The organism is Sulfidibacter corallicola (assembly GCF_017498545.1).
In the GTDB taxonomy this organism is placed as follows: domain Bacteria; phylum Acidobacteriota; class Holophagae; order Acanthopleuribacterales; family Acanthopleuribacteraceae; genus Sulfidibacter; species Sulfidibacter corallicola.
Window position 1 is genome coordinate 225,956 of sequence record NZ_CP071793.1, and the last position, 24,814, is coordinate 250,769.

Below are 24,814 nucleotides of genomic sequence, written 5' to 3' on the forward strand. Positions count from 1 at the left end.
GGATGTGCCCATGAACGAAATCGATGTCGCCCGAATTGAATTCCAGCTTCCCGGCCTGCAACCCCGAGATGCGGAGCGGATCCGCGGGGACCTGGGCAACCGGTTCCGGGACCAAGCGCTGCTGCACAATCACCAACCCGACGGCGGCCTGCGCTATGGCTATCCGTTGGTCCAGTACCGGGTCGACGGCGACCGCGTCCAAGTGCTGGGCATCGGCGAGGGCGGCGACACCCTGTGTGGCCTGTTTCTGAACCTGCGGGAACTGGTGCTGAAGGGCGAGGTGATTCCGCTCCGGGAAAAACGCATCACCCAGTGCACGGAACGGTTCGGATGGTCTTCGGACCCGATCCGCTACCGGTTCACCAGCCCCTGGCTGGCGCTCAACCAGCGGAACCACCGGTTGTGGCGCGACGCCGACGCCGCCGGGCGGCAGGAGTTGCTGGGCCGGACGCTCGTCGGCAACCTGATCAGCATGAGCAAGGGCCTGGACTACCTGCTCACGCTCGAGCAACGGCTGACGGCACGCCTTCGGGTCACGCCCAAAAGCGTTGGGTTCAAAAACCAGTCGATGACCGGTTTTGTGGGGACCTTCTGGATCAACTACCGAATCCCCACCGGTTTCGGTCTGGGGAAGAGTTGTTCCCGAGGGTTTGGCGCCGTGCGGGCGGCGCCCGAGGGTGACCGGGAACGGGAGGAGGTACCGTGAACCTGAACCTGATCGGCGACGGCGGCTTCCTGCACGTCAAGGACGGCATGTTCGAAGTCCAGGTCGAAGGCAAGAAACACAAATTCAGCCCGAGCAAGGTCGAACGGATCTTGATCGGCACCCGCTTCCGGCTGACCTCGGACGTGGTGGTCCTGGCCCTGAAGCACAAAATCGACGTGTTGTTCCTGGATCATTTCGGCGACCCGACCGGGCGGATCTGGCAACCGGCGCTGGGCTCGACGGCCCGGATCCGAAAACGCCAACTGGCGGCGGCCCACGACGGCAGCGGCCTGGGCTTCGCGCGGGGTTGGATCGATGCGAAACTGGCGGCGCGCCTCGCGTTCTTGGCGGACCTCGCCACCCGTCGCAAGACCAAGGCGGCGGCGATTCGGGAGGCGATGGGGCGGATCGACGGCCAGCGCACCCGCTTGACCGCGCTCGAGGGGCATGGCGCCGACCTGGCCGGGAAGATGCGCGGCCACGAGGGCAGCGCGGGCCGCGTGTATTTCGAGGCGTTGGCGTGGGTCATGCCGCCCGCCTTCCCCTTTCAGGGGCGTTCGTTCCGGCCCGCCCGCGACCCGTTCAACTGCATGCTGAACTACGGCTACGGTGTCCTGTACGGGCACGTGGAGAAGGCCTGCCATGTGGCCGGGCTGGACCCGCACGTGGGGTTCCTCCACCGCGACGGGTACAACCAAACGTCGTTCGTGTTCGACTTCATCGAGCCGTTCCGGGTGCCGATCGAGCGCTCCGTGTTCGGGCTGTTCAGCGGGAAAAAGGTGAACCGGTCGATGTTCGACGACCTGGAAAACGGGGTGATCCTCAACAAGGAGGGCAAGGCGCTGGTGATTTCGGCATTGGGCCAGACCTTCGACGAGAAGGTCCGCCAAGGCGCGCGCCGGGTCGCGTGGCGGCACCAGATCCAGTTGGCGGCCTTCGGCTTTGCCCAGCGCCTGCTGCAGGGGGCCGAAGCGGTTCCGGAGGACGTGGAGGTGGTGCTTTGTTAGTGTGGGTCATGTACGACATCTGCGAACCCAAGCGCTTGAGCCGGATGGCGAAGATCTGCCTGAGGGCGGGGGTCTACCGCATCCAGAAATCGGTGTACGTGGGCGAGCTGAACCGCAACCAGTTGGATCAATTGCGGCTGGAGTTGGAGGCGACCATGGACCGAAGCTGTGACTCGGTGTTCCTGTTCCCCATGGAGCGGCTCTCCTTCGACAAGGGGAACGTGCTCGGCGTGGCGTTCGACAAGGCGATGGTCTCCGACCGCGTGCGGGAGCTGATCCTGTGATCTCCTTCACGGCCTCGCAGGTGCTGGCGTACCGCTTCTGCCCCAGGTTTCTGTGGTTCGGCGAAGTGCTGCAAATCCCCGAGAGCCAGGAACTCCGGTTCAAGGTTCGGCAGGGGCGGACGGTGCACGCGGCCAAGGAGCGCCAGGATCGGGGCCACCTGCGCAAGCGGCTGGGCGTGGTAGGGAAGCGGCTGAACGTCTACCTCGGCAGGCCGGACCTGCCGTTTCGCGGCGTGGTGGACGAAGTGCTGCACTTCCCGGATGGCCGGATGGCGCCGCTCGATTGGAAATTCGCCGAGTACCGGGAGCGGGTCTACGCCACGTATCGGACGCAGGCGGCCATCTACGGGATGCTGATTCACGCGATCTACGGGGCCGAGGTCGATCGGGCCTTCCTGGTGTTCACGCGGAGCGCCAACAAGTTGGTGGAGATCCCGCTGACGGCCCGCGACTTCGAGGGCCTGTGGCGCCTGCACGCCGAGATGGTGGCCGTGATGGGTGGCCGCTTCCCGAAGGCGACCTCCTCGAAGAGACGATGCCTCGATTGCTGCTATCGGAACCTGTGTCCGGGATGAGCGGGCGGGGCCGAGATGGCGAGGCATGTTGGTGGAATGCCAGGGTTCGTCGGAAGGCGGCGCAACGGGTGATTTTGAAGCGATAGTGCAAGAAATCAGACAAACGTTACGGAACTCGATCGGTGGGGACGGTGAAAGATGAATGGTTGCAATGGCTTAGCGAAAGAAAAAGTTACGGAAAGTGGCCGAAAACGGGCCGTTTTCACCGAACTTCAGCCCCGAAATCGGTGGAAAACGCAAGGAGTGAAATTTGATAACATGTTTAAAATAAGCGAGGTGGGATGAATCGGCGTCGAACCCCAACATCCACTAAAACAAGGATTGAAACTATCGTGATATCGACCAAGAATCACCGGGAATCCCGTCGAACCCCAACATCCACTAAAACAAGGATTGAAACAATGCTAGAATAAGTTAATTCTTGAAGATCTAATTGTCGAACCCCAACATCCACTAAAACAAGGATTGAAACATGGCGAGCGAGAAGCTTTCCAGGTAAGTATTGGCTGTCGAACCCCAACATCCACTAAAACAAGGATTGAAACGTTGATGATATAATGGCATTGATATTTTCATTATATACCGTCGAACCCCAACATCCACTAAAACAAGGATTGAAACTGATGTTTCCATTGAGCGCCTCGTCTTTCCCAGTCACGTCGAACCCCAACATCCACTAAAACAAGGATTGAAACAACTTATTGATGCAATTTATTAAATCTTTTTCGATAGTCGAACCCCAACATCCACTAAAACAAGGATTGAAACAAAGTTCGTAATACCACGGACTTAAAAAAATCGATGTCGAACCCCAACATCCACTAAAACAAGGATTGAAACCTGCCTATCCGCACACCCTTACGCTGTGCTTAGCGGTCGAACCCAAACATCCACTAAAACAAGGATTGAAACGACAAAGGAATTACTCAGCTTACTTTCTTGCTGATAGGTCGAACCCAAACATCCACTAAAACAAGGATTGAAACCCGGTTGGATGGATGAATATTACCGACCGGATACGTGTCGAACCCAAACATCCACTAAAACAAGGATTGAAACACGACGTACTCCTCAAACTCGGGATTGCCGAGCTTGTCGAACCCAAACATCCACTAAAACAAGGATTGAAACCGTCCCCCGCACCGAAAACAGATGCCGTGATACCAGGTCGAACCCAAACATCCACTAAAACAAGGATTGAAACTCCTCACCCTATCAGGGATGGTCCCATGGGCGTCTGTCGAACCCAAACATCCACTAAAACAAGGATTGAAACCCTGGTTTTGGGATCAAAAGGGCACGTTTGGGGAACGTCGAACCCAAACATCCACTAAAACAAGGATTGAAACCTTGACGGCCTTGATCTCATTGCGAAGGTCGCAATGTCGAACCCAAACATCCACTAAAACAAGGATTGAAACATAATAAAAGGGTTAGGCTAAAATACCTCAGAAAGTCGAACCCAAACATCCACTAAAACAAGGATTGAAACCGGAGCAGCCACAGAAGAATCACGGTCGAATGTGCGAGTCGAACCCAAACATCCACTAAAACAAGGATTGAAACAAATTTCCAGGAGCTTTCGCCCCTGGGGATCGACAGTCGAACCCAAACATCCACTAAAACAAGGATTGAAACATCAGAACTGCACGGTGGACAAACGTGATGTTCAATGGTCGAACCCAAACATCCACTAAAACAAGGATTGAAACTTAACTTCAAAGAAGCAATTGCATCCACACTAGCCGTGTCGAACCCCAACATCCACTAAAACAAGGATTGAAACGCCATTTTTTTGATTCCAGGTATATATAAATGGTATGTCGAACCCCAACATCCACTAAAACAAGGATTGAAACCTCGAGGACCGCGTGGCCGTCCATCAGGCGCTGGATGTCGAACCCCAACATCTACTAAAACAAGGATTGAAACCAAAAATCCCGAAACCGGCAAGCCGGTTCTCGACGAGTCGAACCCCAACATCCACTAAAACAAGGATTGAAACCCCATAACAAATGTTCAGTCTCGATACCTTCTAAATGTCGAACCCCAACATCCACTAAAACAAGGATTGAAACCTTGATTCTATCACCATAGTTATCTTCTGCCTCAAATTGTCGAACCCCAACATCCACTAAAACAAGGATTGAAACTGATGTAGCTCCCAAGATACATTAGTGCTTGAGGCTGTCGAACCCCAACATCCACTAAAACAAGGATTGAAACTTCCCGCGCTGCTTCGCGAGATAGACCACAGACATATGTCGAACCCCAACATCCACTAAAACAAGGATTGAAACACGATATGATTGGCAAAGGGTTGATGATGCGGGTGAATTGTCGAACCCCAACATCCACTAAAACAAGGATTGAAACGCGATGGCTTCCGAAAGGGTGGGGGCGAACACATTGGTCGAACCCCAACATCCACTAAAACAAGGATTGAAACCTCGTCCGTTCGCTCAAGGGAGCCTTGGATCCTCTTGTCGAACCCAAACATCCACTAAAACAAGGATTGAAACATACCACAGCGACGGAGACCCTCTTTCCAAACCTGTCGAACCCAAACATCCACTAAAACAAGGATTGAAACCGGTAGTTTTTCGCCCATCTCTGGGCGGCTTCGTCGTCGAACCCAAACATCCACTAAAACAAGGATTGAAACGTATTGAGTTCGAAAAATACTAACTCGAAAACCATGTCGAACCCAAACATCCACTAAAACAAGGATTGAAACCGAATCTGGTCTTCGAAGCGGCGCTGAAACTTGCCGCGTCGAACCCAAACATCCACTAAAACAAGGATTGAAACCCGATTACGGTTCCGAGACTGTGCCAAGCTGTCTGTGAATCGAAGCGCAAGATCAATTTAATCAAGAATGTAGATGTATTAATGCAATAAACGATGTTGGTAATAAGGTTATGGAAGGTCAAAGCAAAGAATGCAAAACACTGTAGGAAGATCACGCCATTTTTTTCGCATTTGAAATAAGTCGCTTCGCTATTTTGTCTGATTTTTTATACAGGGTCAGAAGCTTCGATTGGTTGAGCAAGCTGCTCAACCTACAGGCTTGATATCACTTTTGCACTTTCGGAAATTCTTGGGTATGCGGTACTGGCATAGTATTGTTGGGCGTGGTTTTTTATCTTCGCTCTTGGATGGACGCCTATTTGGGGACTCGTCGCTTCGAAGCAACGAACCGGTGTCCTTGGAGGGCCCGGTACTTACTCCGACGACACTTCTCCCGTGCAGGCGGGCACTGCGGTGAAGCGTCTTCTGTTCTCCCTCCTCTCCGTGAACTCCGCGTCCTTTGTGGTAAAAAACCTCGCCCCCTCCACCTCACACGGCCGCGCCCACTTCAGCACCACCCTCCACTCACGATACAGCCAAGTGCGGCACCGTCCGCCGCTGCAATGACCGAATTGCCAACCGCAACCCGCCGACGTAGGCCGTCAACAGTCCGAACACCGCCGCCAGCGGCGCCATCCGGTGCTCGAACAGGCCCGCGCACTCGTGCAGCAAGGCGCCCAGGCTCGGCGTCCCCAGCGGTAGACCCAGGCCCAGGTAACTCAGGATCGACTCCAGCAGGATCGCGCTAATGAAGTTCAACAGCAGGTAGGTCGCCACCAGGCCCGTCAGGTTCGGCAGCAGCTCGCGCCGGAAGACCTGCACCGCCCCGTCGCCGCGCGCGTGGGCCGCCACCACGAACGGCGCCTGGCGCAAGCTCTCCAGCCGCTCCTGAACCAGGCGCGCCAGCTCCGGCCACAACGTGAACCCCATCAGCAGAATCAGCGTGTTGGGGCCCGCCGGGAACAGGGCCAGGCCGATCAGGTAGAACAGGAGCACCGGCAGCGACAGGAACACCTGCAGCGGTACGTCGCCGGCGAACCGGAACCGCGGCGGCAGCAGGCTCAGCAAGGCACCGAAGGCCACGCCCAGCACGCTCGAAAGGCCCGCCGCGGCCGCCGCGATCAGCACCGAGGTCCGGTTCCCCAACATCAACCGCGCCAGGATGTCCCGGCCCAGGTGGTCCGTGCCCAGGGGGTGCACCCCGCCTGGCGCTGCCGCCGCCATCGGCCCGTGCGGCGACAACCAAGCGGCGAACACCGTCAGGCCCACCAGGAAGCCGACCGTCAGCGGCGTCCAGGTCGGGCGTCCGCGGCGGCCCGCCACGACGAACAGCGCGATCGTGAGTGCCGCGATCGAGAGGGCCGCCCACCACCAGCCGCGCGTCGCCGCCGCCAGCGTCGCCGGCCCCAGCACCGCCGCCGCGGCCGTCAAGCCGATCGCCGCCTTCATGCCGCACCCGCCTGGGCCAGGTGGCGGGCGCGCTGGTAGTCCGCCAACTGGTAGCCGGCCACCGTCACGCAGGTCATCCACAGGCAGCCGCCCAGCAGCAGCGGGTAATCGCGGCCCGTCAGGGCGTCCAACAGCAGCAGGCCCATGCCCGACCAGCCGAAGATGCTCTCCACGATGATCATCCCGCTGATCAGCACCGGCAGGTAGAGGCCCGTCAACTGCAGGATCAGGGGCCGCACCACCCGCAGCTTGTGGTTGAAGAAGACCCGCGTCGGCGACACGCCCCGGCCCAGTGCCGAGAGCACGAAGGGTGCGTCGGCCAGCGGCTCCAGGCGGGCGCGCAGGTAGGCCGTCAGGTAGGCCGCCAACGGCATCGCGATGCTGAGCGCGGGCAGCACGCTGTGGTGGAGCAGGTCCCAGAACGAAGGGTCCGCACCCGGGCGATGGCTCCCGTAGACGGGGAACAGGTGCCAGCGAATCGCCGCCACGTGGAGCAGCATGATCGCGAACAGGAACGACGGCATCACCAGCCAGAACCGGAACACCGGTTCGGCCAGGCGGCGAAGCCAGCGCGGCGCCCCGCCCTGGGGGTCGAAACACCACAGCAGGGCCAGCGTGAAGGCCAGGGCCGTGAGGTAGGCCAGCGTGCCCAGCCACAGCGTGCGCGGGATGCGTTCGGCCAAGACCCGCGTCACCGGTTTCTTGTGAATGAACGAGACGCCCAGCTCGCCGCGGCAGGCGTTACCCAGGTAGCGGGCGTATTGCGCGGCCAGGCCGGTGTCGTACCCGAACCGCTGCTTGATCCGGGACTTGGTTTCCGCCGAAATGCGCGGGTCCAGGTACAGGTCGATCGGGTTGCCGCGCAGCAGGGCCAGGCCCGCGAACAGCGCGGTGACCACCAGCCAGATCAGCAACAGCATCTGACCCAGCCGTGCCAACCACCGCACCAGCATCCCCGGACGCCGCATGCCGGGCACCTCTCAGGGGGAACCGCCGGCTCGGGGGCGCCACTGATCGACCTCGAACAACGGACTCAAGTAACAACTGCGCGGAACCACGTCGCTGTCCGGCGTCATCGCCGCGACACCGCGACCGGCGAACAGCAGGCTCACCGGCTGGTCCTCGATGAAGGCCGCCTCCAAGGCGGCCATGGCGTTCGTCAGCGTGGTCGCATCGGCCGCCTTCGCCGCCGCCTGCAGGTGATCGTCGACCGCCGTCCAACTGGACCAGTTGCCCGCGCCGCCCAGGGCCGCCTCGCTGTTGAAGAAGCCGTCCACGTCGGGTCGACTGCCCGTGGCGAGCATGGCGAAGGCCGCGTCGAAGCGACGTTCGGCGCCCATCTGCAGGTAGCGGCTGGGCTCGGTCAAATCGATCTGCATGTCGATGCCTTCCTTGGCCAGGTCCTGTTGTACCGCCAGCAACACGTTCTCCCGAATCGGGCTGCCCGCGTTGCAGACGACCGTGAAGCGAACCGGCTCGCCGTCGAGGGTCCAGACGCCGTCGCGCTTCGCCCAGCCGGCGGCCGTCAACAGCTCGGTCGCCTTCTTCGGGTCGTGGGGCTCCGGCTCACCCTTGGTGGCCAGGTAGGGCAGGCCCGCCCGCCACGGACTCAGCGGGACGCCGGCCTGACCGGCCCACAGCCGCTGGTTGTAGCCGTTGCGGTCCATCAGCAGCGTCATCGCGCGGCGCACGCGGGCGTCGCCGAACAGGCGGTGGGGCCGCTCGGCCTTGAGCGTGTCCAGGGCGGCCTTCTCCTTCGGGTTCGCCGCAGCGTAGGCTTCGGGGTCCAGTGGGTTCCAGGCCAGGTAGGCCATGCTGAAATCGTTGTAGAAATACGAATGCAGTTTGGCGTGGACGTCCGCGATGCGCGGCGTGGGCAGGGACCACGAGTAGTCCAGTTCACCGGCCAACAACAATTGGTACAGCGCTTCCTTGTCGCGAATGAAGGCGAAATCCAGGCGGTCGATCCGGGCCGCCTCGGGATCGCGGGCCACCAGGCGCATGCCCTCGTCGTTGGGGGCGCCGTCGAACAGGTAGGGCCCGTACACCACCGGGTTCTGGGTCCAGTCGTGCTCCAGCCAGGTTTCCCAGGGCACCGTTTCGAACCGGTGCTTGGGCACGATGAAGCCCTCGTTGAGCGAGAGCATGTTGAACAGCGAGCGCTCCTTGAACGTGACCTGCAACGCCTGCGGCGAGGTCACCTTCCAATCCGCCACGCGGCGTGTCTCGTCGAAGCCCATCCAGGCGACCGCCTCGTTGCGCTGGGCCTCGAAGCTGTAGGCCACGTCGGCCGTGGTGATCGGCGTGCCGTCCGACCAGGTCAGGTCGTCGCGCAACAGCAACGTCACCGTCGTGCCCGCCTCGTCCCAGGTCGCCTGCTTCACCAGGAACGGCTGCAGGTCCGGGACACCGTCGACCAGGTTCGGCAACTCCTTGAACAGCTTGGGATACAGCAGGTAGACGATCGTCATGCCCGAACGGCGCATGGTGAGGTAGGGATTGGTGCTGTCGGGTCGAACCAGCATGCCGATGCGCAGGTGGTCGGGCGTTTCGACCTTCGCGTCCGGTGCGGTGGAGGCCTCGGTGGGCGCGGGTTCCCGACCGCAGTGGCATAGTATCAATAATCCGAATAAAACCAGAGGCATCAAGAAACGGTGCATGGTGGATCCTTTCTGTGTGGCGTGAACATGGGTCATCGCGACGCGCGCCCGATGCGGGGCGGGCGCGCGGCGTTCGTTCGATTCGGGCCGAACGGGCGGCCCGCCGGTCGATCAGGCGCGGGTGATGACGATCGGCTGCCGTTTGGTGATGACGATCGTGTGCTCGTACTGCGCCGCGAAACAGCCTTCTTGCGTGCGCAGGGTCCAGCCGTCGCGGTCCTGGAAGGCCATCGGCGGGCCGTTGGTGAGAAACGGCTCGATCGTGATCACCTGGCCCTCGTGCAGGGTGCGTTTGTCCCGCGAATCGTAATAGCTCGGAATGTACTCCGGCTCTTCGTGCAGGGCGCGACCCACCCCGTGGCTGCACAGGTTGTGGATGACGCCGAAGCCGGCGCGGTAGGCTTCCTTGGAAATCGCCTTGCCGATGCGGTTCAGCGGCTGGCCGGCGCGGGCCGCCTTCATGCCGGCCTTGAGGGCCGAGCGCGTGCTGCGGCACAGCTTGGTGAAGAGCTGGGGCGTGGGCGGCACCGGAATCGAGGCGCCGGAATCGGCGAAGTAGCCGTTCAGCTCGGCCGAGACGTCGATGTTGACCAGGTCGCCGGCGCGAATCACGCGGTCGGCCTTGGGGATGCCATGGGCCACTTCGTCGTTGATGCTGATGCAGGTGTGGCCGGGGAAGTCGTAGGTGATTTTGGGGGCCGAGCGGGCGCCGTGTTTCGCCAGCATCTTGCCGCCGATGTGGTCCAGTTCGGCGGTCGTGATGCCGGGTTTCACTTGGTCGAGCATCGTTTGCAGGGTCAGGGCGACGATGCGGCCGATGCGCTTGAGTTGTTCCAGGTCTTTATCGGTATCGATAGACAAAGGGGCCTCCGAGGGTACCGAGATCCCGCGCAACCGAAGATGGGTATCCCCGGAAGGAACTGGCTGGGGCTGGGTTCGGTCGAATTTGCGCTATTCTCCCACGCTTGCGCGCGAAGGGGAAGCCCGCGCCTCGGGTTTGCGGCGCCGCACGTGCCGTGCGATCGATCACGACGCCCCGTTCGGGTAGTGCAGATAGAGCAAGCCCTTGAAGTGGTCGCGTTCCTGGTCCGAAGGCACGGTTTCCTCCAGCAGTTCGAACAGCGATTTGGAACCCCAGCCGGCGATGCGGCGCAGCAAGTAGGGCGTGGGGCTGTGGGGTTCGACCTCCATCAGGTAATCGGCGATGCGGCCGATCTGGCGATAGGCCTGATCGCGGTCGACGATGCGGCCGGCCTCGACGCCGGAAGCGGCGGCCCCTTCCGCCTGGGAGTCGGCCTCGTCGGGCGACGCCGTGCCGGTTTCGCCTTCGGAGGGCTCGGTCGTGGACCAGGGTTCCAGGTGGCGCAGTGCGAAGTCCAACGGCTTGTAGAGCGCGTGAAAGCCCGGCGCTTCCGTGCCCAGTAGCGATTCCAGGGTGCGGTCCAGGGTCTCGGCCGCCGCGCGGGCCGTGGCCAGATCACGGTGGAGGCGGTCGAGGTAGGTGGCGTCGGTGGCGTGCAGCGCTTTTTCGATGCGCTCGGCACTGGGCCCCTCGTTCGGGTCCGACGAGAGGCGCTGGTTTCCGGCGAGCGCGTTCTGCCATTGGTGCAGGCTGAAGGTGCGGTCGTCGGCTTGGGTCGATTGGGTCACGGGGACGCGGTGGAGAAGGCGGCCGAAACTGGTGATCATCCATTCGAACAGGTGGGCCCGCGCTTCCTGGTCGTCGTCGCCGGCGCCCGGATAGAGGCCGTCCCAGAAGGTCTCGGCGAGCTGTTGCAGGAACGCGAAGCCCGGTCCGGCTTCGGCCCAGCCCTCGGACCGCACTCGTGCTTCTACCAGCCAGATGGCCAGGCGCAGGTCCTTGGTTCGCGTCCGCAGGGCCTCTTCGCAGAGCTCGGCGACCAGGGACCAGTCGGCTTGCTTGAGTTCGCGCTCCCAGTCGCCGCGGGGTAGGGATTCGTCTTCCTCTCGGCGCGCTTCTTCGATGCGATCGTGGATGGGCTCGTAGCGCAGGTCTTGGCCGCAGGGGGCTTCGGGGGCGATGGGTTCGAGCAGGGCGGTGTAGGCGGTGGCGGCGGTCATTTGGGGCTCCTTGGGCGGGGGTTTCGGTTTTTGGATTGAGGGTTTTGGTTGGGTGGGGGTGGCTGCTGGGTTGGGTTGCTTTGGTTTGTCGGCCGGGCCGGCTTACCGCTCCTGACCAACTTACTGGGACGAGGGCTCTTTTGGGATGCGGTGACTGCTTGGTTGGGTTGCTACGGTGGTGGGTGATTGGGGCGGGTGGGGGCTTCGCTTTTATGGTGTTGGTTGTGTTGGGGTTTGGTTGCTTCGATTGGTTCACCAGGCTGGTGAACCTACCTGGCACGACGACTCTTTTTGGATGCGGGAACTGCTGGGTTGGGTTGCTTTGGTGGTGGGTGATTGGGGGGAGTTGGGGCTTCGCTCTTGTGGTGTTTGTTTTGTTGGAGTTGGGTAGCTTCGGTTTGTCGGCCGGGCCGGCCAACCTACTGCGACGACGTCTCTTTTTTGATGCGGGAACTGCTGGGTTGGGTAGCTTCGGTTTGTCGGGCTTGCCCGCTCCTTCGCTTCGGTGGTTCTCTTGGTTATGCGGGGATTTTTGGGTTAGATGTCGATGGGGTCCGTTCGGGCGGCGTTGGTTGGCGGCCACCGGTTGGATCGGTCCGGTCGGCGCGACTCGCGCTCCTCGCAATGAGCCCGAATTCGCAGCTTCCACTGGTTGATCTTGTCGAGGAAGTAGTTGCTGGACGGCCGCACGTCGCCCACCCATTCGCGGTAGTTGTGCTGACGAATCCGGTTGATGTCGCGGGTCAGGAAGACCTCCAGCCTGCGAATGCTGGGGTAGGGCCGGCGCTGCTCGTAGGCCTTGATCTCGCGCAGCATGTCGCGCCACCGCACCACCAACGGCAGGGTCACCACCTCGGGATCGGCGCTGGCCCCGTCCAAGATCGCCAGCAGCGGTGCCGCACAATTCACTCCCAAATGCCACAGCCGGTGGCGCGTCTGCTCGAGGTAGCGCGCCAGCGCGGCGCGGTCCTCCAAGCCGAACCCCTTCGGCGAAATCGGCCCCTGCCCGTCCCAGGTGGCGAGGTCCAGGTCCAGGTAGAGGTCGCGCGGCAGGAAGGCGTCGGTTCGAAAGAGCAGGTCGAGCGCGGTTTGCGACATGTACTGGTCGAGCCGGTTCTCGGATTGGGCCAGGCCCAATTCGGCGAAACTGGCGCGAATGTCCGCCAAGGCCCGGTGCGCCCGGGCGAAGCCGTGAATCTGGATGGCCAACTCTTTTTCGGAGAAGGCCTGATCCACGCCCATGGCCAGTGGCGGCGCCTGGGCCAGCAGGCGGTTGACGGCATCTTCGTAGGTGTCCAGGGCCAACTGGGCCAGGACGGCCGACCAATTGCCATCCGACGCCCCGGCGATCGACTGGGCACGAAACCGGTCGAGATGCTGGCGGTAGCGCCGGGCGTGGTCGAGATCGGTCTTGCGCCAGACCTCGAACTGCTTGCGGCGGTTCACCGGTTCGTCCAGCGCGGTGGCGGCCTGGACGAACGGCAGGTTGAAAAAGGCACCCATGGTGCCGCGTGCCTCGATCGCCTCCGCCAACAAAAACGGCTCCAGTTGATCCCGATAGGCATAGAAACGGCCGTGGTAGCGCGACGCGAGCTGCCGCCCGGTTCCTGGCTCCAAAAAACCGCGGGCCGCCACCTCGGCGAGCCATTCGTGGAAGGGGGGCGCGCCCGAACCGCGGCTCGGCGTGAACAGGCCCAACGGCTCGTCGCGGTAGCAGCGCTCCGTGTTTCGAAGGCGGTAGGAAAGGTCGCGCAACAGGGCGAGGCCGGCCTGGCGATCCTCCAGGATGGAATTGCGGTCCTCCAGGAAGCGGCGCAGGTCTGCCTGGTCGCGCTGGAGCATGGCGGCCGGGTGGAACAGATCGTCGAGGAACCGGTCGTAGAGGGCGCCCAGCTTGTCGGTGGCCGCGGCGTGCCGTTCGAACCGAATCGCCTCGAAGCGCTTGGTGTCGATGTTCATGGCGGCCAAGTGGTGCAGGGTGGCGTCCGACATGTCGAAATCGAAACAGTAGCGGACGAGCTGGCGGAGCGCCTCCAGGTCCGCCGTCCCGCGGAAGCGGTTGTAGGCCCGGATATGGAACTCGAGTCGGCCGAGCCGGTGCACGTAACGGTCGAGCGCCTGGTAGGTCGCCAACTCCTCGAAGGGCGTCACCGAGCGTCGAGGGGATTCTTCCTTGCGGGTGGTTGGTCGGGACGATTCGAGGAGAAGGTCGGCGCGGTGGATGAGCCGGTCGGCCAGGCCGTCGACCAGCAGGTCCTCGCAGGCCAAGGTGGTGGCGCGGTCGATGTCGGCATCGAGCGTGGAAAACCAGGAGGCGGGCAGGAACAGGGAACGGAAATGGTGGCCGTCGATGCGCTGCATGGCGAAGAAAAGCGGGTTCTGGTTCTGGGCCAGCCAGCTCGCATCGAAATGACCGCGGTGCCGCTCCGCCAAGACGGCGCGAATCTGGGTCAAGGCGAAACGCCATTGCCCGCGAGCCGCGTGGAGGCGGCTGGCCGCGATCGCGGTTCCCACCAAGAGGACGACCGTCGACACCGCCAGCCCCAAGCGGCAGGTCAGGGCCCAACGATCCAGCGTCTTGAGTTTGTGGCGCGAGGGCGCGGCCAGATGGCGTTCGGGGAAGATCTTGTCGGTCAGCAAGTCGCGCGTGAAACAGGGGCGCACCGTGCCGTCGAGGCTCGCCGTCGGCTTTGTTCCGCCGGGGGTTTCGCTCCGTGGCGCCACGGCCTGGGAACGGGACTCCGGGTTTGGGTTGGGATCGGGCGCGCCGGTGAAATAGATGCCGCGCGGCAGGATGGGGTCGTGGTAGGCGGTGGACACGAAGATGCCGTCCAGCAGGAGGCGCATCGGTTCGCGAAGGGCCTCCAGGGCGGCGGGCAGGAGGAAGAAGGCGTCGTCGAAGGTGTCGCCGAATCCGCGGAACCCCATGTCCAACTGGAGCCTCGCCATGCGTTCCGCCAGGTGGTCGAACGCCTGATCGGGCCAGGACGCGGCGTAGGGGACCGTGGTGTCGTGGTGCACCGACCAGCCGAACAGGTCGCGTCGCTCCCGTTCGGTGCATTGCGCGATGAAGGCCGAGAAGCCCGGAATCGCATCGCAACCGGTCAGGATCACGTAGACGGGGAACACCATGCCGGTCTCTTTCTGGAGCCGGCGGAGCTGGCCGTAGATGGTTTCGGCCCGTTGCGCCAACGCCTCGTGGTCCGAGCCTGCGGCGCCCATCAGGTCCTTGACCGAAATCGTCAGCAGGACGCCGTCCAGCGCGCGCTCGGCACGGGTGCGGTACAAGGCGCGGCAGAAACTCTTCCAACCCCGGCCCGGCGTCTGGCAGGTGGGATCCTCGCAGAACAGGGAACCGTCGGGCTCGAGGACCACGCCACGATCGAAGTACCACCAGGTGAGAGGGCCCGCCGTTTCCGCGGCGTCCGGCGCGCCGAGCGGGAGATTCAGGCCGGTCTGTCCCAGCAGCGTGCTTCTCCCCGAACCCGAGGCGCCCAGGCACAGGTACCACGGCAGGCGGTAGCGGTAGCGGCGCCCGGGGAAATGGGCCCTGAGGCGCCGCGTTCCGGATTTGAAGGACACACCCAGCCTGGCCCGCATCAGCCAACCCCCGCGGCGCCCGGATCGCTTGTGTGGTTTGCGCTTGCCGGGGTCTCGATCGCCGGCTTTCGGGCCGCCTTCGGCGGGGCCCTGCTCGTCCTCGTCTTCCATCGAGAGCCGACCGCCTCCTGGCAGGAACACCGACGGGATGAAGAAGCGCGCCGCGTGGAAGCGGATCTTGGGCTTTTTGCCGTTGCGCCGGCGGCGCCACGCCCACAGGAGGAGGAAGCACAGCAGCAACACGGCGATGGCGATCCAGAACCTCGGGTGGGTGAACGTGTGGAAATCAAACATCATGAGGGACCTGCCTCGTGGGGGGGTGGGTGGGGAATCTTTACCTGAAATTTATCGAAGTGCGGCTGCTTGGAGTACCAGGCTGTTTTGAGGGGCGGCGCTGCAGTAGGTTGGCCGGCTCGGCCGACATGTCGGAGCAACCCACCCTTCGCAGGTTTAGAACCATAAAAGAGCGAAGCGCGGCAGCACCTGTCTGGCACCGCGCCTGGAATAGGCCAGGGAACCATTTCGATTTGGCGCTTAATGCGTAAAGTTTGAATCTTGTTGAAAACTGGGTTTGCCTGGTGTTTGGGAGTTCGGTTCCAGTTGCTTAGCCGGTGAGATAAGAGGTACTCAGCCAACCTTGATGATGGGTCCATTGGTTGGGTAGCTTGGGGAGTATTCTTTATAGGGATGGTGGTTTCGTTTTTAAGGTGTTGATTGTTATGGGGTTTGATGGGATTTGGGGCTGTTGCATGGGGATGAGGGCTTCGCTCTAGAGAGGTTTGTTAATGTGGGGCTGGGTGGCTTCGTTTTGTCGGCCCAGCGGGCCAACCTACAGCGACGACGGCGCTTTTTGGATGCGGGGACTTTGTGGTTGGGTGACTTTGGGGCTGCTTTTTGGGGCGGGGGCTTCGGAGGCGTTGGCGGGTCAGGGGAGGTCGAGGATGGCTCGGGCGGCTTCGGCTACCGGCCGGGTCAACCAACGCCAGAGGCCGAAACCCAGCAGTAGCCAGGCGGCCAGGATCGCCGCGGCCAGGCGGTGCAGCGCCCGTTGCCGCGGCAGCGGTTGGGCGTCCGATTGGGCCGCCACCGTCTCGCGGTTTTGCGGGAACAACGACAGCGCGGCCTGGGTCGCGGGCGGCTCGGCCCCGAAGATGAAGCCGTAGAGCCGCCGCTGGTAGAGGGCCAGGTCGCCGTTGGGGTCGCCGAGCCGGTAACGTCCCTTGAAACCCAAGGCCAGGGCCATCAGGTAGACCTTGGCCAGCTCGCGGCTGCCGGCGCCCGGGTCCAGCAGCAGGTCGTCGACCCGCTGGAAGAACCACTCGCCGGCCGACTGCGAGTGGAACACCTGCTCTTCGAGAAGGTAGTGGTTCCACTCGGTGCGGCCGGCCCACGCGAAGTGGAGGAAGACCTCGTCGGCCAGGGCGACCATGACGTAGCGGGCCTCGCGACTCTGGCGGCCAAGGGCGGAGTCCGGGTGTCCGGCGCTTCGGGAAGCCTGGCGATCCAGCATCAGCAGCAGGCGATCGCAGACCTCCTTGCGCGACGGCGGTGCGGCCATGCTCGGCGTCGGCGTGCCGTCGCGCGCCTCGGCGTCACACCGCAGGATTTGCCCCTTCAACGTGGCGATCAGTTGATAGAAGGCGACCAGGTTCTGCAGCAACAGACTGGGGTTTTCGGCGTGCATCCGTGTCCTCCGCTTCAGGAATGGGCCGGCGCGTCGTTGCGCACGTAGAGGCTCAGGCTCGTGGGACTGAAGCTCGTGTCCGAGCCGGCACTGGGCGAAATGATCAGGCGATCGCCGGCATGCAGTCGCTCGCTGCCGGAACCCATGCGGTAGAGCAGCATGTCCTGACCGGTAACCAGGCCCGTGACCTGATCGATCGACTCGCGCTGGATGCCCAGAATGCGGTTGCTGCGGAGCGTCGGGATCTCCTCGGCCTTGCCGATCAGCGCGCCGGCGATCCAGTTGGCGGCCTCGCGCTCGCGGCTGCCCGGCTCGCGGGCGAACCCGACGATCAATTCCTTGCCGCGCCACTCCGGCAGGAACTCGAGGGTGTAGGTCTCGCCGTCCTTGCGGAAGGCGGCCTCGCTGAAGGTTTCCTGGATGCGCGCTTCCAGGATCGACACGATGGTTTGGTAGACCTGACCGAAGGTGGTGCGCAAATCGTCGTGATCGTAGGGCTCCAGCAACGGCGGCACCTTGCTGCGGCTGAGGGGCACCAGGTGGCTCATCAGTTGAACCAGCGCCTGGTAGAGCTGGAAGGGGTGCGGGCGGTGTGACCGCAACACGGTTTCGAAGAGCGGCAAGCCGCCCACCAGGTGCACGAGGTTGCGTTCGACCTCGGCGCGGGAGCCATCCTCGCCCTGGCCGGTCGACAACAGGCCCGACAGGTGGTTGGCCTTGCGCCGCAGCAGCGCGGTCACCCGATGGCACATGGCGGCAATCTCGAGGTCGTCCGTCACGGCCGGAACGGGAGGGTGGAACTCGGTCAACTGGAGCACGTTGCCGTTGTAGGCCAGTTCGGCCAAGGGAAAGGCGCTGTACAGACCTGGCGGACGGTCCAGGAACAGGCGCGGTCGCGGGCTCAGACGCGGGATGTGGACCCGCGAGCCGGAACGGCGATCCACCACCGCGGCGCCCTCGACCTCGCGGAAGCGGCGAGGCGCATCCGCCTCGGCATGCCGCACCTCCTCGGCGCGAACCACGCCGAGGTAGATCTTTCGCGGCCTGGTCCGCAACAGCTCCAGGCGATCGGACAGGTCCAGCTCCAGGTGGTGTGCCTCCGTTTCGCGGAAACATAGCGCCAGTCCGTCCGGCATCACCGCTTCCAATCGATGCAGCCGAAAGCGGCCGTGGGCCAGCAGGGTTTCGTCCAGGTCCCAGTGGCGCACGCCCCAGGAGTACGGTTGCCATTGGGCGCCGTAGAACTGGAACAACCGCTCCAGTCGGCGGTCGGCCTCCTGAAAGTGCTGAGGTGAGAGCAACATGCCCTCGTGCCAATCGATGGGGTCGGGGACCCGGGGGGATTCGGACATTTTCGTGACTCCTCGTGAATTCAAATGTGGCTCGGTCGGGACGACACGGCGGTGGCACCGGCCGTCGTCGGCGTGCGGGCCGACTCAGGACTCCGGCGCTTCGATCTTGCGGCCCAGCTCGTAAACCGTGCGGTTGGTGGGGTTACCGTGTTCGTCGAACTCCTCCACCGCGCCGTCCAACTGGTCTTCGCGGTAGTGGCTGCGCGCCCGTAGGTTGCCGTTGAGGTGGTACTCCAACGTCTCGCCCTCGAGCATGCCGCTCACGTAGATGCTCGAGCGCAGCAGACGACCTTCGACGTCGAACCAGGACGAGAGGCCTTCCTGCCTGCCCCCGGAGAACCGCAGGCGGGCGCGAACCCGCCCGACGGGGTCGTATTCCGTCACCAGGCCGTGCAATTCGCCATCGCGATAGTCCATCGAGAATTGTTTCTTGCCCTTCTGGTACATCACCGCCTCGCCGTGGGCCACACCGCCGCGGTAGGGCATCACCTGCTGCAGCCGCCCCTCCTCGTCGAAGAGGCGGACCGGCCCGTGCAGGACGCCGTCCTCGTAGGTGCAATCCTGAACCACCTGGCCACGAGGCCCGAAGTTGAGCGTCAGACCGTGAAGGCGACCATCCTTGAAATGGCTGGTCATCACCGGATTGCCTTGCTCGTCGAACTGTTTCAGCGGCCCGTGGGGCACCTCGTCTCTCATCGTTTTCCGTAACGCCAGTTGGCCGTTGGGATGGTACTCCTCTAGGGTTACCGTGTCTTCCATCGCTGCACTTCCATCATTCAATTAAAGAGGGGAAAATCCGTGGATCGGCATCGGGTCGGGACCATGCACCGGCCCCGTTCCGGTGCCGTCGTGCTCCCGCGTTCCGAGTCTCGCGCCGAAGCGTCTCGGCGGGTGAGGCGCGGACATCAATTGATCTTCACCAGCCCGCCCTTGAGCGTCAGCATGCCGCCCGCCTCCACGGACGTCATGGCCGAGGCCTTGGCTTTCAGCATGGCACCGGCCTTGAGCTCCATGGTGGTGCCCGCCTGGCTCGTGAGGCCGACACCCGCCTTCTGGCTCAATTTGGTTCCGGCCTGCTGCTTCAGGTCGGCGGCGGCCTCGATCGAGGTCGAGCGCCCGCTCGTCGTTTTCAGGTTTCCGGCGGCCTTCAGGGTGATCGATCCGGAGGCCTCGATCGACAGGTTGCCGTCGATCTTCAAGGTGTAGGAGCCACCCACCCGGTGTTGGAAATCGCCTTTGGTCTGGTGGTTCTCGCGCGTCTCGACCACGATGTCGCGTTGTTTGACGCGTTCCGTTTGAAGGCCTTTCGGCACCGCCAGCGTGTGGTTGCCCTTGGCCACCTCGAAGCGTTGGTCGCCCTTCTCGACCAGCACCTCGTGGTGGTTCTGGATGGTTTCGGTTTGGTTGTTGCGCACGTGGCTGTTGAGGTCTTTTTGGGCATGGAAGTAGAGCTCCTCGTCGCCCTTCTTGTCTTCCACGCGGATTTCGTTGAAGCCCTTGCCCTTGACCGTACTGGAGCGGGTCGTGCTGCGGGTTCGCTCGGACGGCAGGTTCAGGGGAACGGTTTGGCTGGCGTTGTGGACGGCGCCCGTGACCAAGGGGCGATCGGGATCGCCGTCGAGGAAACAGACCACCACTTCCTGGCCGATGCGCGGCAGGAAGAAACTGCCGTACTGCTTGCCGGCCCAGCCCTGGGCGACGCGCACCCAGCAGGAGCTGTTCTCGTCGCGCTTGCCGCGTCGGTCCCAGTGGAACTGGACCTTGACGCGACCGTGGCGGTCGGTCCAGATCTCCTCGCCCGATTTGCCCACGACCACCGCCGTCTGGGCACCGTGGATTCTGGGTTTCGGCGTTCGCGGCGGAGCCCGAAACGGCAGTGATTGGGGGAAGGCGGTGAAGGCGTTGGTGTATTCCTTCTTGCCGCCCGTGTGGGTGACCGAGCGGATCACGTAGCGCCGGTTGAGTGCCTTGCGCGGGTGATTTTCCAAGGTCAGGCAGTGGCCCGCCTGGATGCCGGCGGACACGGCCGATGCCTGGAGCATCTCGGCCGACTGCAAGTTCACTTGATGGGCTCGCTTGGCGAGGTCGCGGCCTTCGTTTTTGGTGGCGAACCCGCCCGGGTAGCGAAAATGGGAGAGCCCGTTGCGGGCGCCCTCGCTGACGACCAGGGCGTCGTCCGGCGACTCGAAGTTGAAGTCGCCCAGGCCGAGTCCGTCGCTCGTCATGCGGCCCACGAGGGTGCAGTCCTGCAGGCTGTCCGCGCGGGTCGAACGGTGACCGGCCGGACGGTACTTTAGCAGGTCGATGCCGGTGCAGGGCGCGAAGACGGTCGGATCGTCCGAGATGACCAGGGTGTGTTTGCCGCGCTCGAATCGAAAGAAGTAGAAGAGCCCGGCGTCCTCGATCAGCCGCGAAACGAAGTGGAAGGCGGTTTCCATGTACTGCACGCAGTACTCGCGGGGCGGCGGTTGGGACTTCAGGCGCAGCTCGAAGTCGGCGAAGCCGTGTTGGCGGAAGATGGCGCTGCAGATCTCTGCCGGGTTCTGGTTCTGGAAGATGCGGCAATCGGAGGTGAGCGTCAGCCGCCACAGCCAGGGGCGTAGCGTGGCGCGGTACATGGCACCGCCGGGGCCGACCCCCGCGTACGTGAAATCCGTGATCAGGCCGTCGATGAAGCGTTCCTTGCCGTCGTTCAGGTCGACCGCCACCGAGACGTGCTCGCCCACCACCTTGTCGAAGGTCAGGTTGTGATCTTCGGCGACCAGCGACAGGTTGAAGGTGAACAGGTCACAGAGCGATTCGGTGCCCTCGAAGGAGACCAGGCGCAGTGTCGCGCCGAACGGCGAATGCAGTGTGTAGGCGGGATTGATTTCTTCGAACGACATGGAGCCTCCTCACGGATGGTTGGGGGGGTGATTTAGGCCGTGACCACGGCGGTTTCGGCGAAGTGGGGCACCACGCGGTCTTCCTCGACGGCCAATTGGACTCCTGAGATCGAGGCATCCGCCGCCATTTGGGAGAGGATCGCCACCGAAAGTTCCGGCAGGACCGACTCGTGGATCAGGCGGTCGATGTCGCGGGCCCCGCTCTCGGACCGGTCGCAGCGGGCCATCAGGAAGGGCACCAGGGCGGGGGCGTAGTCCAGCGGGGCACGATGGGTGGCCTGGAACCGGGCTGCGAGGCGATCCAGCTTTTGAATCACGATGCGCCGCAGCAGCGTGTCGTTCAGCGGGTAGTAGGGAATGGTTTGGAGGCGGCCCAGAAACGCCGCCGGAAACCGTTGGGTGAGTTCGTCCCGGAGGGCTTCCATCAGCACCTCGGGATCGGGATGCTCGGCGTCGCAGAGCCGCCCGATGGTGCCGCTGCCCACGTTGGCCGTCAACAGGATGATGCAATTGCGGAAATCGATGCGAACGCCTTCGCCGTCCTCCATGAAACCCTTGTCGAAGACCTGGAAGAACAGCTCCCACACGTCGGGGTGGGCCTTCTCGATTTCGTCCAGCAGGACCACGCTGTGGGGCGCGCGTCGAACCGCCTCGGTCAGCACGCCGCCCCTGCCGTAGCCCACGTAGCCCGGGGGCGCGCCTTTGAGGCCGGCCACGGTATGGGCTTCCTGGAACTCGGACATGTTGACGGTGATCAACGAGTGCTCGCCGCCGAACATCGCTTCGGCCAGGGCCAGGGCCGTCTCCGTCTTGCCCACGCCGCTGGGGCCCAGCAGCAGGAAGACCCCGGTGGGTTTGCCCGGATCGGTCAAGCCAGCCTTGGCCGCGATCAGGCGTCGCGCCACCTGACGCAGCGCGTGATCCTGGCCCAGGACCCGCCGCGCGAGGGTCTGTTCCAGCTCCAGGAGCCTGTCCACCTCGTCCACGCGCATGTTGCCCAGCGGGATCTTGGTCCAGCTCGAGATCACCCGGGCCACCACTTCGCCGTCCACATCGATCGACATCATCGGGTGATCGCCCTGAATTCCGGCCAATTCCACGGTGACGCGGCGTCCCTCGTCCGCTTCCACCTCGCCGTTCCGTTCGCGGCGCCACGCCAGCATCCGATCGACCTGGCGCTTCTCCTCCTGCCAGCGCGCTTGCCCGGTGCGCTCCTGTGCTTCGAGTGCGTCGCGTTCGGATCGGAGGGTTTCGATGCGGGATTCGTGATCGCGGCCCAGCCGGGTCTCCGCTTCGAGCCGCGCCAACGCGTGGTCCAGCCGCGTCAGGGCCGCACGGGTCTCCTCCAGGCTGGCCGGAATCGCGTGCTGGCTCAACGCCACCCGCGCACAGGCGGTGTCCAGCACGCTCACCGCTTTGTCGGGCAGGCGGCGACCGGCGATGTAGCGATGGGAGAGACGAACCGCCTGCTCGATCGCCTCGTCGCGGATGTGCACGCCGTGGTGGCGTTCGAAATGGGGTGCCGCGGCGCGCAGCATGGCGATCGCCGTCGCTTCGTCCGGTTCGTCGATGGCGATCGGCTGGAATCGGCGGGTGAGGGCGGCGTCCTTTTCGAAATACTGCTTGTATTCGGACCAGGTGGTGGCGGCGATGGTACGCAGCTCGCCGCGCGCCAGGGCTGGTTTGATCAAGTTGGCGGCGTCGCCCTGACCCTCGCGGCCACCGGCCCCGATGAGGCCGTGGGCCTCGTCGACGAACAGCACGATCGGCGTCGTGCTGGCCTTGATCTCCGCGATCAATTTTTTGATGCGATTCTCGAACTCGCCGCGCACGCCCGCTCCGGCCTGCAACAGGCCCAAATCCAACATCATGAGGCGGACGCCGCGCAGGGGCGGCGGCACGTCACCGGCTGCGATGCGACGGGCCAGTCCTTCCACGACCGCCGTCTTGCCCACGCCCGCTTCGCCCACCAGGATCGGGTTGTTCTGGCGACGGCGCATCAGGACGTCCGTCAGGGCGCGAATCTCGCGGTCGCGGCCGACCACTTCGTCGATCTCGCCCCTGCGCGCCCGCTCCGTGAGGTCGAGGGTGTAGCGCGCCAGGAGCGGCGTGTCGCCGGTGTCTTGGGTCGCGACCGTGCCGTCGCTTGTTTCGGTAGCGTCGGGTTGCTCGGCCGAGTTCGCGACCAGGGTGGGCATCGCTTCGCGCAAGCGCTCGGGCGAGAGCCGCAAAAGTGGCGATCCGCTCAATTGGCCGCGCAGCGAGGGCTTTTCCACCAGGGCCAACAGCAGGGTCGCCGAGCGCAGGCGCGACGCGCCCAGCCAGATCGAGCTCAGGACCCAGGCTTCGCGCAGGAGTTTGATCAGGTGCGGACTGAAGGCCGGCGTACGGGTGTTGCCGCGGGTCAGGCGGTCGAGAGTGGATTTGGCGTGGTGGCGGGCCTCGCCGGGGTCCACGTCGAAGTGCCTCGCGATCAGGACCAGGTCGGATTCGGGCCGGTCCAGCAGTTGTAGCAGCAGGTGTTCGACCTCGATGTCGTAATGGGTTTCGCGATGGCAGCTTTCCGCGGCTTCCGTCAGTGCGGCGCGGCACAGGCCGTTGGTCTTTTGGATCAGGGATTGAAGCGAATCGTTCATGGCAAAACTCCTTTGGCTTCGCGCCGCTGCCGCGCGTGGCGGCGGGCGGGCTCGGTGTCAGGCGGTGGGGCGTAGGGTGAAACGGGTCGGTTGGGCGCGGTCGGCACGCAGGCGTGCGTTCCAGCCGAGCCGGGCGCGATCCGAGCCCAGTGGGGCGCCTTTCGTGGGTTCGGCGGCGACGTGCACCACGATCTGGAAGTCCAGGCTGGGGCCGGTGAAGCGCCGCACCAGATCGCACAAATCGTCGAAGGCCGAACCGTCCGGAAGGAAATCGCCGGCCCGTGCGGGGGTGAGTGGGCCGAGGACCAGGTCGAAGGCGCCGTCGGCGATCCAAGCACGTCCGCCGAGTGCGGTGGTCCCGTCGAGTGTGGCACCCTCCCCGATCCCGCTGAGGCGCGCCGTGGTACCGGATTCCAGCGATTCCCAACGGCCGCGAAAGGGGACCACCCGGGCGGAGATCCCGAAAAAGGCGGCGACCAGAGCGCGCAGGTTGACGGGATTGGGATTGCGGTCGAGCAACAAACCGGCCAGGGCTAGGTAGGCGCGATCGCCCGGACCTCGCCGTGCGTCGTCCGTTCCGACCACCAGGCCCAACAGCGAGGCCAGATGGCCCGAGAGCCGCGCTTCGCCGGAATCGACGGTCGAGAGCGCCGGCATGAAGGCCTTGTGGATGCGCACGTAGAGCGCGATCAAACGGTGGTGAAAGATATCGAGAAAGTCCGAGGCGGCGCGGTCACCGTTGGCTTCCTGCTCCATGATCCACTCGGTGAACATCTGGGGCAGCGGACCGAACTGACCCGTGAGGACGGGATGGCGGCACCACAGTGTCGGCGGCTCCTCGGGCGTATCCCCGAAGGTCAGCCGGTCGATCTCGCGACCGGGAAAGGCGAGTCCCGTGGCGGCCTTGAACCGGACGGCTTCGCGTTCGGGCTCCACGCCTTCGGCCAGCGGACGGCAGTGGGGACGGGCGCGTTCCAGCAGGCGGACGAGCTGTAGGAACTCACAGTGTTCGGCGGCTTCGGCCAGGCTTTTTGGGGGGGACAT

16 protein-coding genes and 1 CRISPR repeat array are annotated in these 24,814 nt (G+C 63.5%); of the genes, 4 read left to right on the forward strand and 12 right to left on the reverse strand.

The window, feature by feature from the left end; all coding sequences use genetic code 11:
* The first annotated feature begins 10 nt into the window (after positions 1–10).
* The 4 genes from J3U87_RS00645 to cas4 are packed head-to-tail and all read left to right on the forward strand — an operon-like array spanning position 11 to position 2,572.
* Positions 11–706, forward strand: coding sequence for a CRISPR-associated endonuclease Cas6 (locus tag J3U87_RS00645; protein WP_237381090.1), 696 nt, complete (start codon positions 11–13; stop codon positions 704–706).
* Positions 703–1,713, forward strand: a complete 1,011-nt coding sequence (gene cas1 / locus J3U87_RS00650) for a CRISPR-associated endonuclease Cas1 (protein WP_237381091.1) — start codon at positions 703–705, stop codon at positions 1,711–1,713. The genes J3U87_RS00645 and cas1 overlap by 4 nt, the downstream gene beginning before the upstream one ends.
* Positions 1,713–1,997 (forward strand): CRISPR-associated endonuclease Cas2, encoded by a 285-nt coding sequence (gene cas2 / locus J3U87_RS00655; RefSeq protein ID WP_237384465.1) that lies wholly within the window; start codon positions 1,713–1,715, stop codon positions 1,995–1,997. The genes cas1 and cas2 overlap by 1 nt, the downstream gene beginning before the upstream one ends.
* Positions 1,994–2,572 (forward strand): CRISPR-associated protein Cas4, encoded by a 579-nt coding sequence (gene cas4, locus J3U87_RS00660; RefSeq protein ID WP_237381092.1) that lies wholly within the window; start codon positions 1,994–1,996, stop codon positions 2,570–2,572. The genes cas2 and cas4 overlap by 4 nt, the downstream gene beginning before the upstream one ends.
* A gap of 291 nt (positions 2,573–2,863) precedes the next feature.
* Positions 2,864–5,383: direct repeats of the CRISPR family, unit length 37 nt; unit sequence GTCGAACCCAAACATCCACTAAAACAAGGATTGAAAC.
* A 564-nt stretch (positions 5,384–5,947) separates the two neighbouring features.
* Here the strand turns inward: cas4 and J3U87_RS00665 are convergent.
* The 12 genes from J3U87_RS00665 to tssG form a co-directional block, all read right to left on the reverse strand.
* On the reverse strand, positions 5,948–6,871 hold the full coding sequence (locus tag J3U87_RS00665; protein ID WP_237381093.1) for an ABC transporter permease: 924 nt from the start codon (positions 6,869–6,871) through the stop codon (positions 5,948–5,950).
* Positions 6,868–7,839 carry an ABC transporter permease gene (locus J3U87_RS00670; RefSeq protein ID WP_237381094.1) on the reverse strand — a complete coding sequence of 324 codons (972 nt, stop codon included), beginning with the start codon at positions 7,837–7,839 and terminating at the stop codon, positions 6,868–6,870. Before J3U87_RS00670 ends, J3U87_RS00665 begins: the two co-directional genes overlap by 4 nt.
* Positions 7,840–7,851: 12 nt before the next feature.
* Positions 7,852–9,531, reverse strand: a complete 1,680-nt coding sequence (locus J3U87_RS00675; protein ID WP_237381095.1) for an ABC transporter substrate-binding protein — start codon at positions 9,529–9,531, stop codon at positions 7,852–7,854.
* Positions 9,532–9,642: 111 nt separating this feature from the next.
* Positions 9,643–10,392 (reverse strand): type I methionyl aminopeptidase, encoded by a 750-nt coding sequence (gene map / locus J3U87_RS00680; protein WP_237381096.1) that lies wholly within the window; start codon positions 10,390–10,392, stop codon positions 9,643–9,645.
* A gap of 165 nt (positions 10,393–10,557) precedes the next feature.
* Positions 10,558–11,613, reverse strand: coding sequence for a type VI secretion system protein TssA (tssA, locus tag J3U87_RS00685; RefSeq protein ID WP_237381097.1), 1,056 nt, complete (start codon positions 11,611–11,613; stop codon positions 10,558–10,560).
* Positions 11,614–12,150: 537 nt separating this feature from the next.
* Positions 12,151–15,510, reverse strand: a complete 3,360-nt coding sequence (locus J3U87_RS00690; RefSeq protein WP_237381098.1) for a type VI secretion system protein — start codon at positions 15,508–15,510, stop codon at positions 12,151–12,153.
* A 628-nt stretch (positions 15,511–16,138) separates the two neighbouring features.
* Complete coding sequence (locus J3U87_RS00695; RefSeq protein WP_237381099.1) at positions 16,139–16,897, reverse strand: DotU family type IV/VI secretion system protein; 759 nt, start codon at positions 16,895–16,897, stop codon at positions 16,139–16,141.
* A 14-nt stretch (positions 16,898–16,911) separates the two neighbouring features.
* The gene (tssK, locus tag J3U87_RS00700) at positions 16,912–18,249 is read right to left on the reverse strand and encodes a type VI secretion system baseplate subunit TssK (protein WP_237381100.1); all 1,338 of its coding nucleotides are present in this window, start codon (positions 18,247–18,249) and stop codon (positions 16,912–16,914) included.
* Between the two features lie 84 nt (positions 18,250–18,333).
* The gene (locus J3U87_RS00705) at positions 18,334–19,008 is read right to left on the reverse strand and encodes a toxin-antitoxin system YwqK family antitoxin (RefSeq protein WP_237381101.1); all 675 of its coding nucleotides are present in this window, start codon (positions 19,006–19,008) and stop codon (positions 18,334–18,336) included.
* A 146-nt stretch (positions 19,009–19,154) separates the two neighbouring features.
* A complete protein-coding gene (locus tag J3U87_RS00710) occupies positions 19,155–21,134 on the reverse strand; it encodes a type VI secretion system Vgr family protein (RefSeq protein ID WP_237381102.1) in 1,980 nt (659 codons plus the stop codon).
* A gap of 32 nt (positions 21,135–21,166) precedes the next feature.
* Complete coding sequence (gene tssH / locus J3U87_RS00715) at positions 21,167–23,770, reverse strand: type VI secretion system ATPase TssH (RefSeq protein WP_237381103.1); 2,604 nt, start codon at positions 23,768–23,770, stop codon at positions 21,167–21,169.
* A gap of 57 nt (positions 23,771–23,827) precedes the next feature.
* A complete protein-coding gene (gene tssG / locus J3U87_RS00720) occupies positions 23,828–24,814 on the reverse strand; it encodes a type VI secretion system baseplate subunit TssG (RefSeq protein ID WP_237381104.1) in 987 nt (328 codons plus the stop codon).

Coding starts and splice junctions, on each gene's coding strand:
- J3U87_RS00665 (WP_237381093.1), bottom strand. CDS start 6,871: ATGAAGGCGGCGATCGGCTTGACGGCCGCGGCGGCGGTGCTGGGGCCG.
- tssA (WP_237381097.1), bottom strand. CDS start 11,613: ATGACCGCCGCCACCGCCTACACCGCCCTGCTCGAACCCATCGCCCCC.
- J3U87_RS00695 (WP_237381099.1), bottom strand. CDS start 16,897: ATGCACGCCGAAAACCCCAGTCTGTTGCTGCAGAACCTGGTCGCCTTC.
- J3U87_RS00670 (WP_237381094.1), bottom strand. CDS start 7,839: ATGCGGCGTCCGGGGATGCTGGTGCGGTGGTTGGCACGGCTGGGTCAG.
- tssH (WP_237381103.1), bottom strand. CDS start 23,770: ATGAACGATTCGCTTCAATCCCTGATCCAAAAGACCAACGGCCTGTGC.
- J3U87_RS00705 (WP_237381101.1), bottom strand. CDS start 19,008: ATGGAAGACACGGTAACCCTAGAGGAGTACCATCCCAACGGCCAACTG.
- J3U87_RS00675 (WP_237381095.1), bottom strand. CDS start 9,531: ATGCACCGTTTCTTGATGCCTCTGGTTTTATTCGGATTATTGATACTA.
- J3U87_RS00710 (WP_237381102.1), bottom strand. CDS start 21,134: ATGTCGTTCGAAGAAATCAATCCCGCCTACACACTGCATTCGCCGTTC.
- J3U87_RS00645 (WP_237381090.1), top strand. CDS start 11: ATGAACGAAATCGATGTCGCCCGAATTGAATTCCAGCTTCCCGGCCTG.
- tssK (WP_237381100.1), bottom strand. CDS start 18,249: ATGTCCGAATCCCCCCGGGTCCCCGACCCCATCGATTGGCACGAGGGC.
- J3U87_RS00690 (WP_237381098.1), bottom strand. CDS start 15,510: ATGATGTTTGATTTCCACACGTTCACCCACCCGAGGTTCTGGATCGCC.
- tssG (WP_237381104.1), bottom strand. CDS start 24,814: ATGTCCCCCCCAAAAAGCCTGGCCGAAGCCGCCGAACACTGTGAGTTC.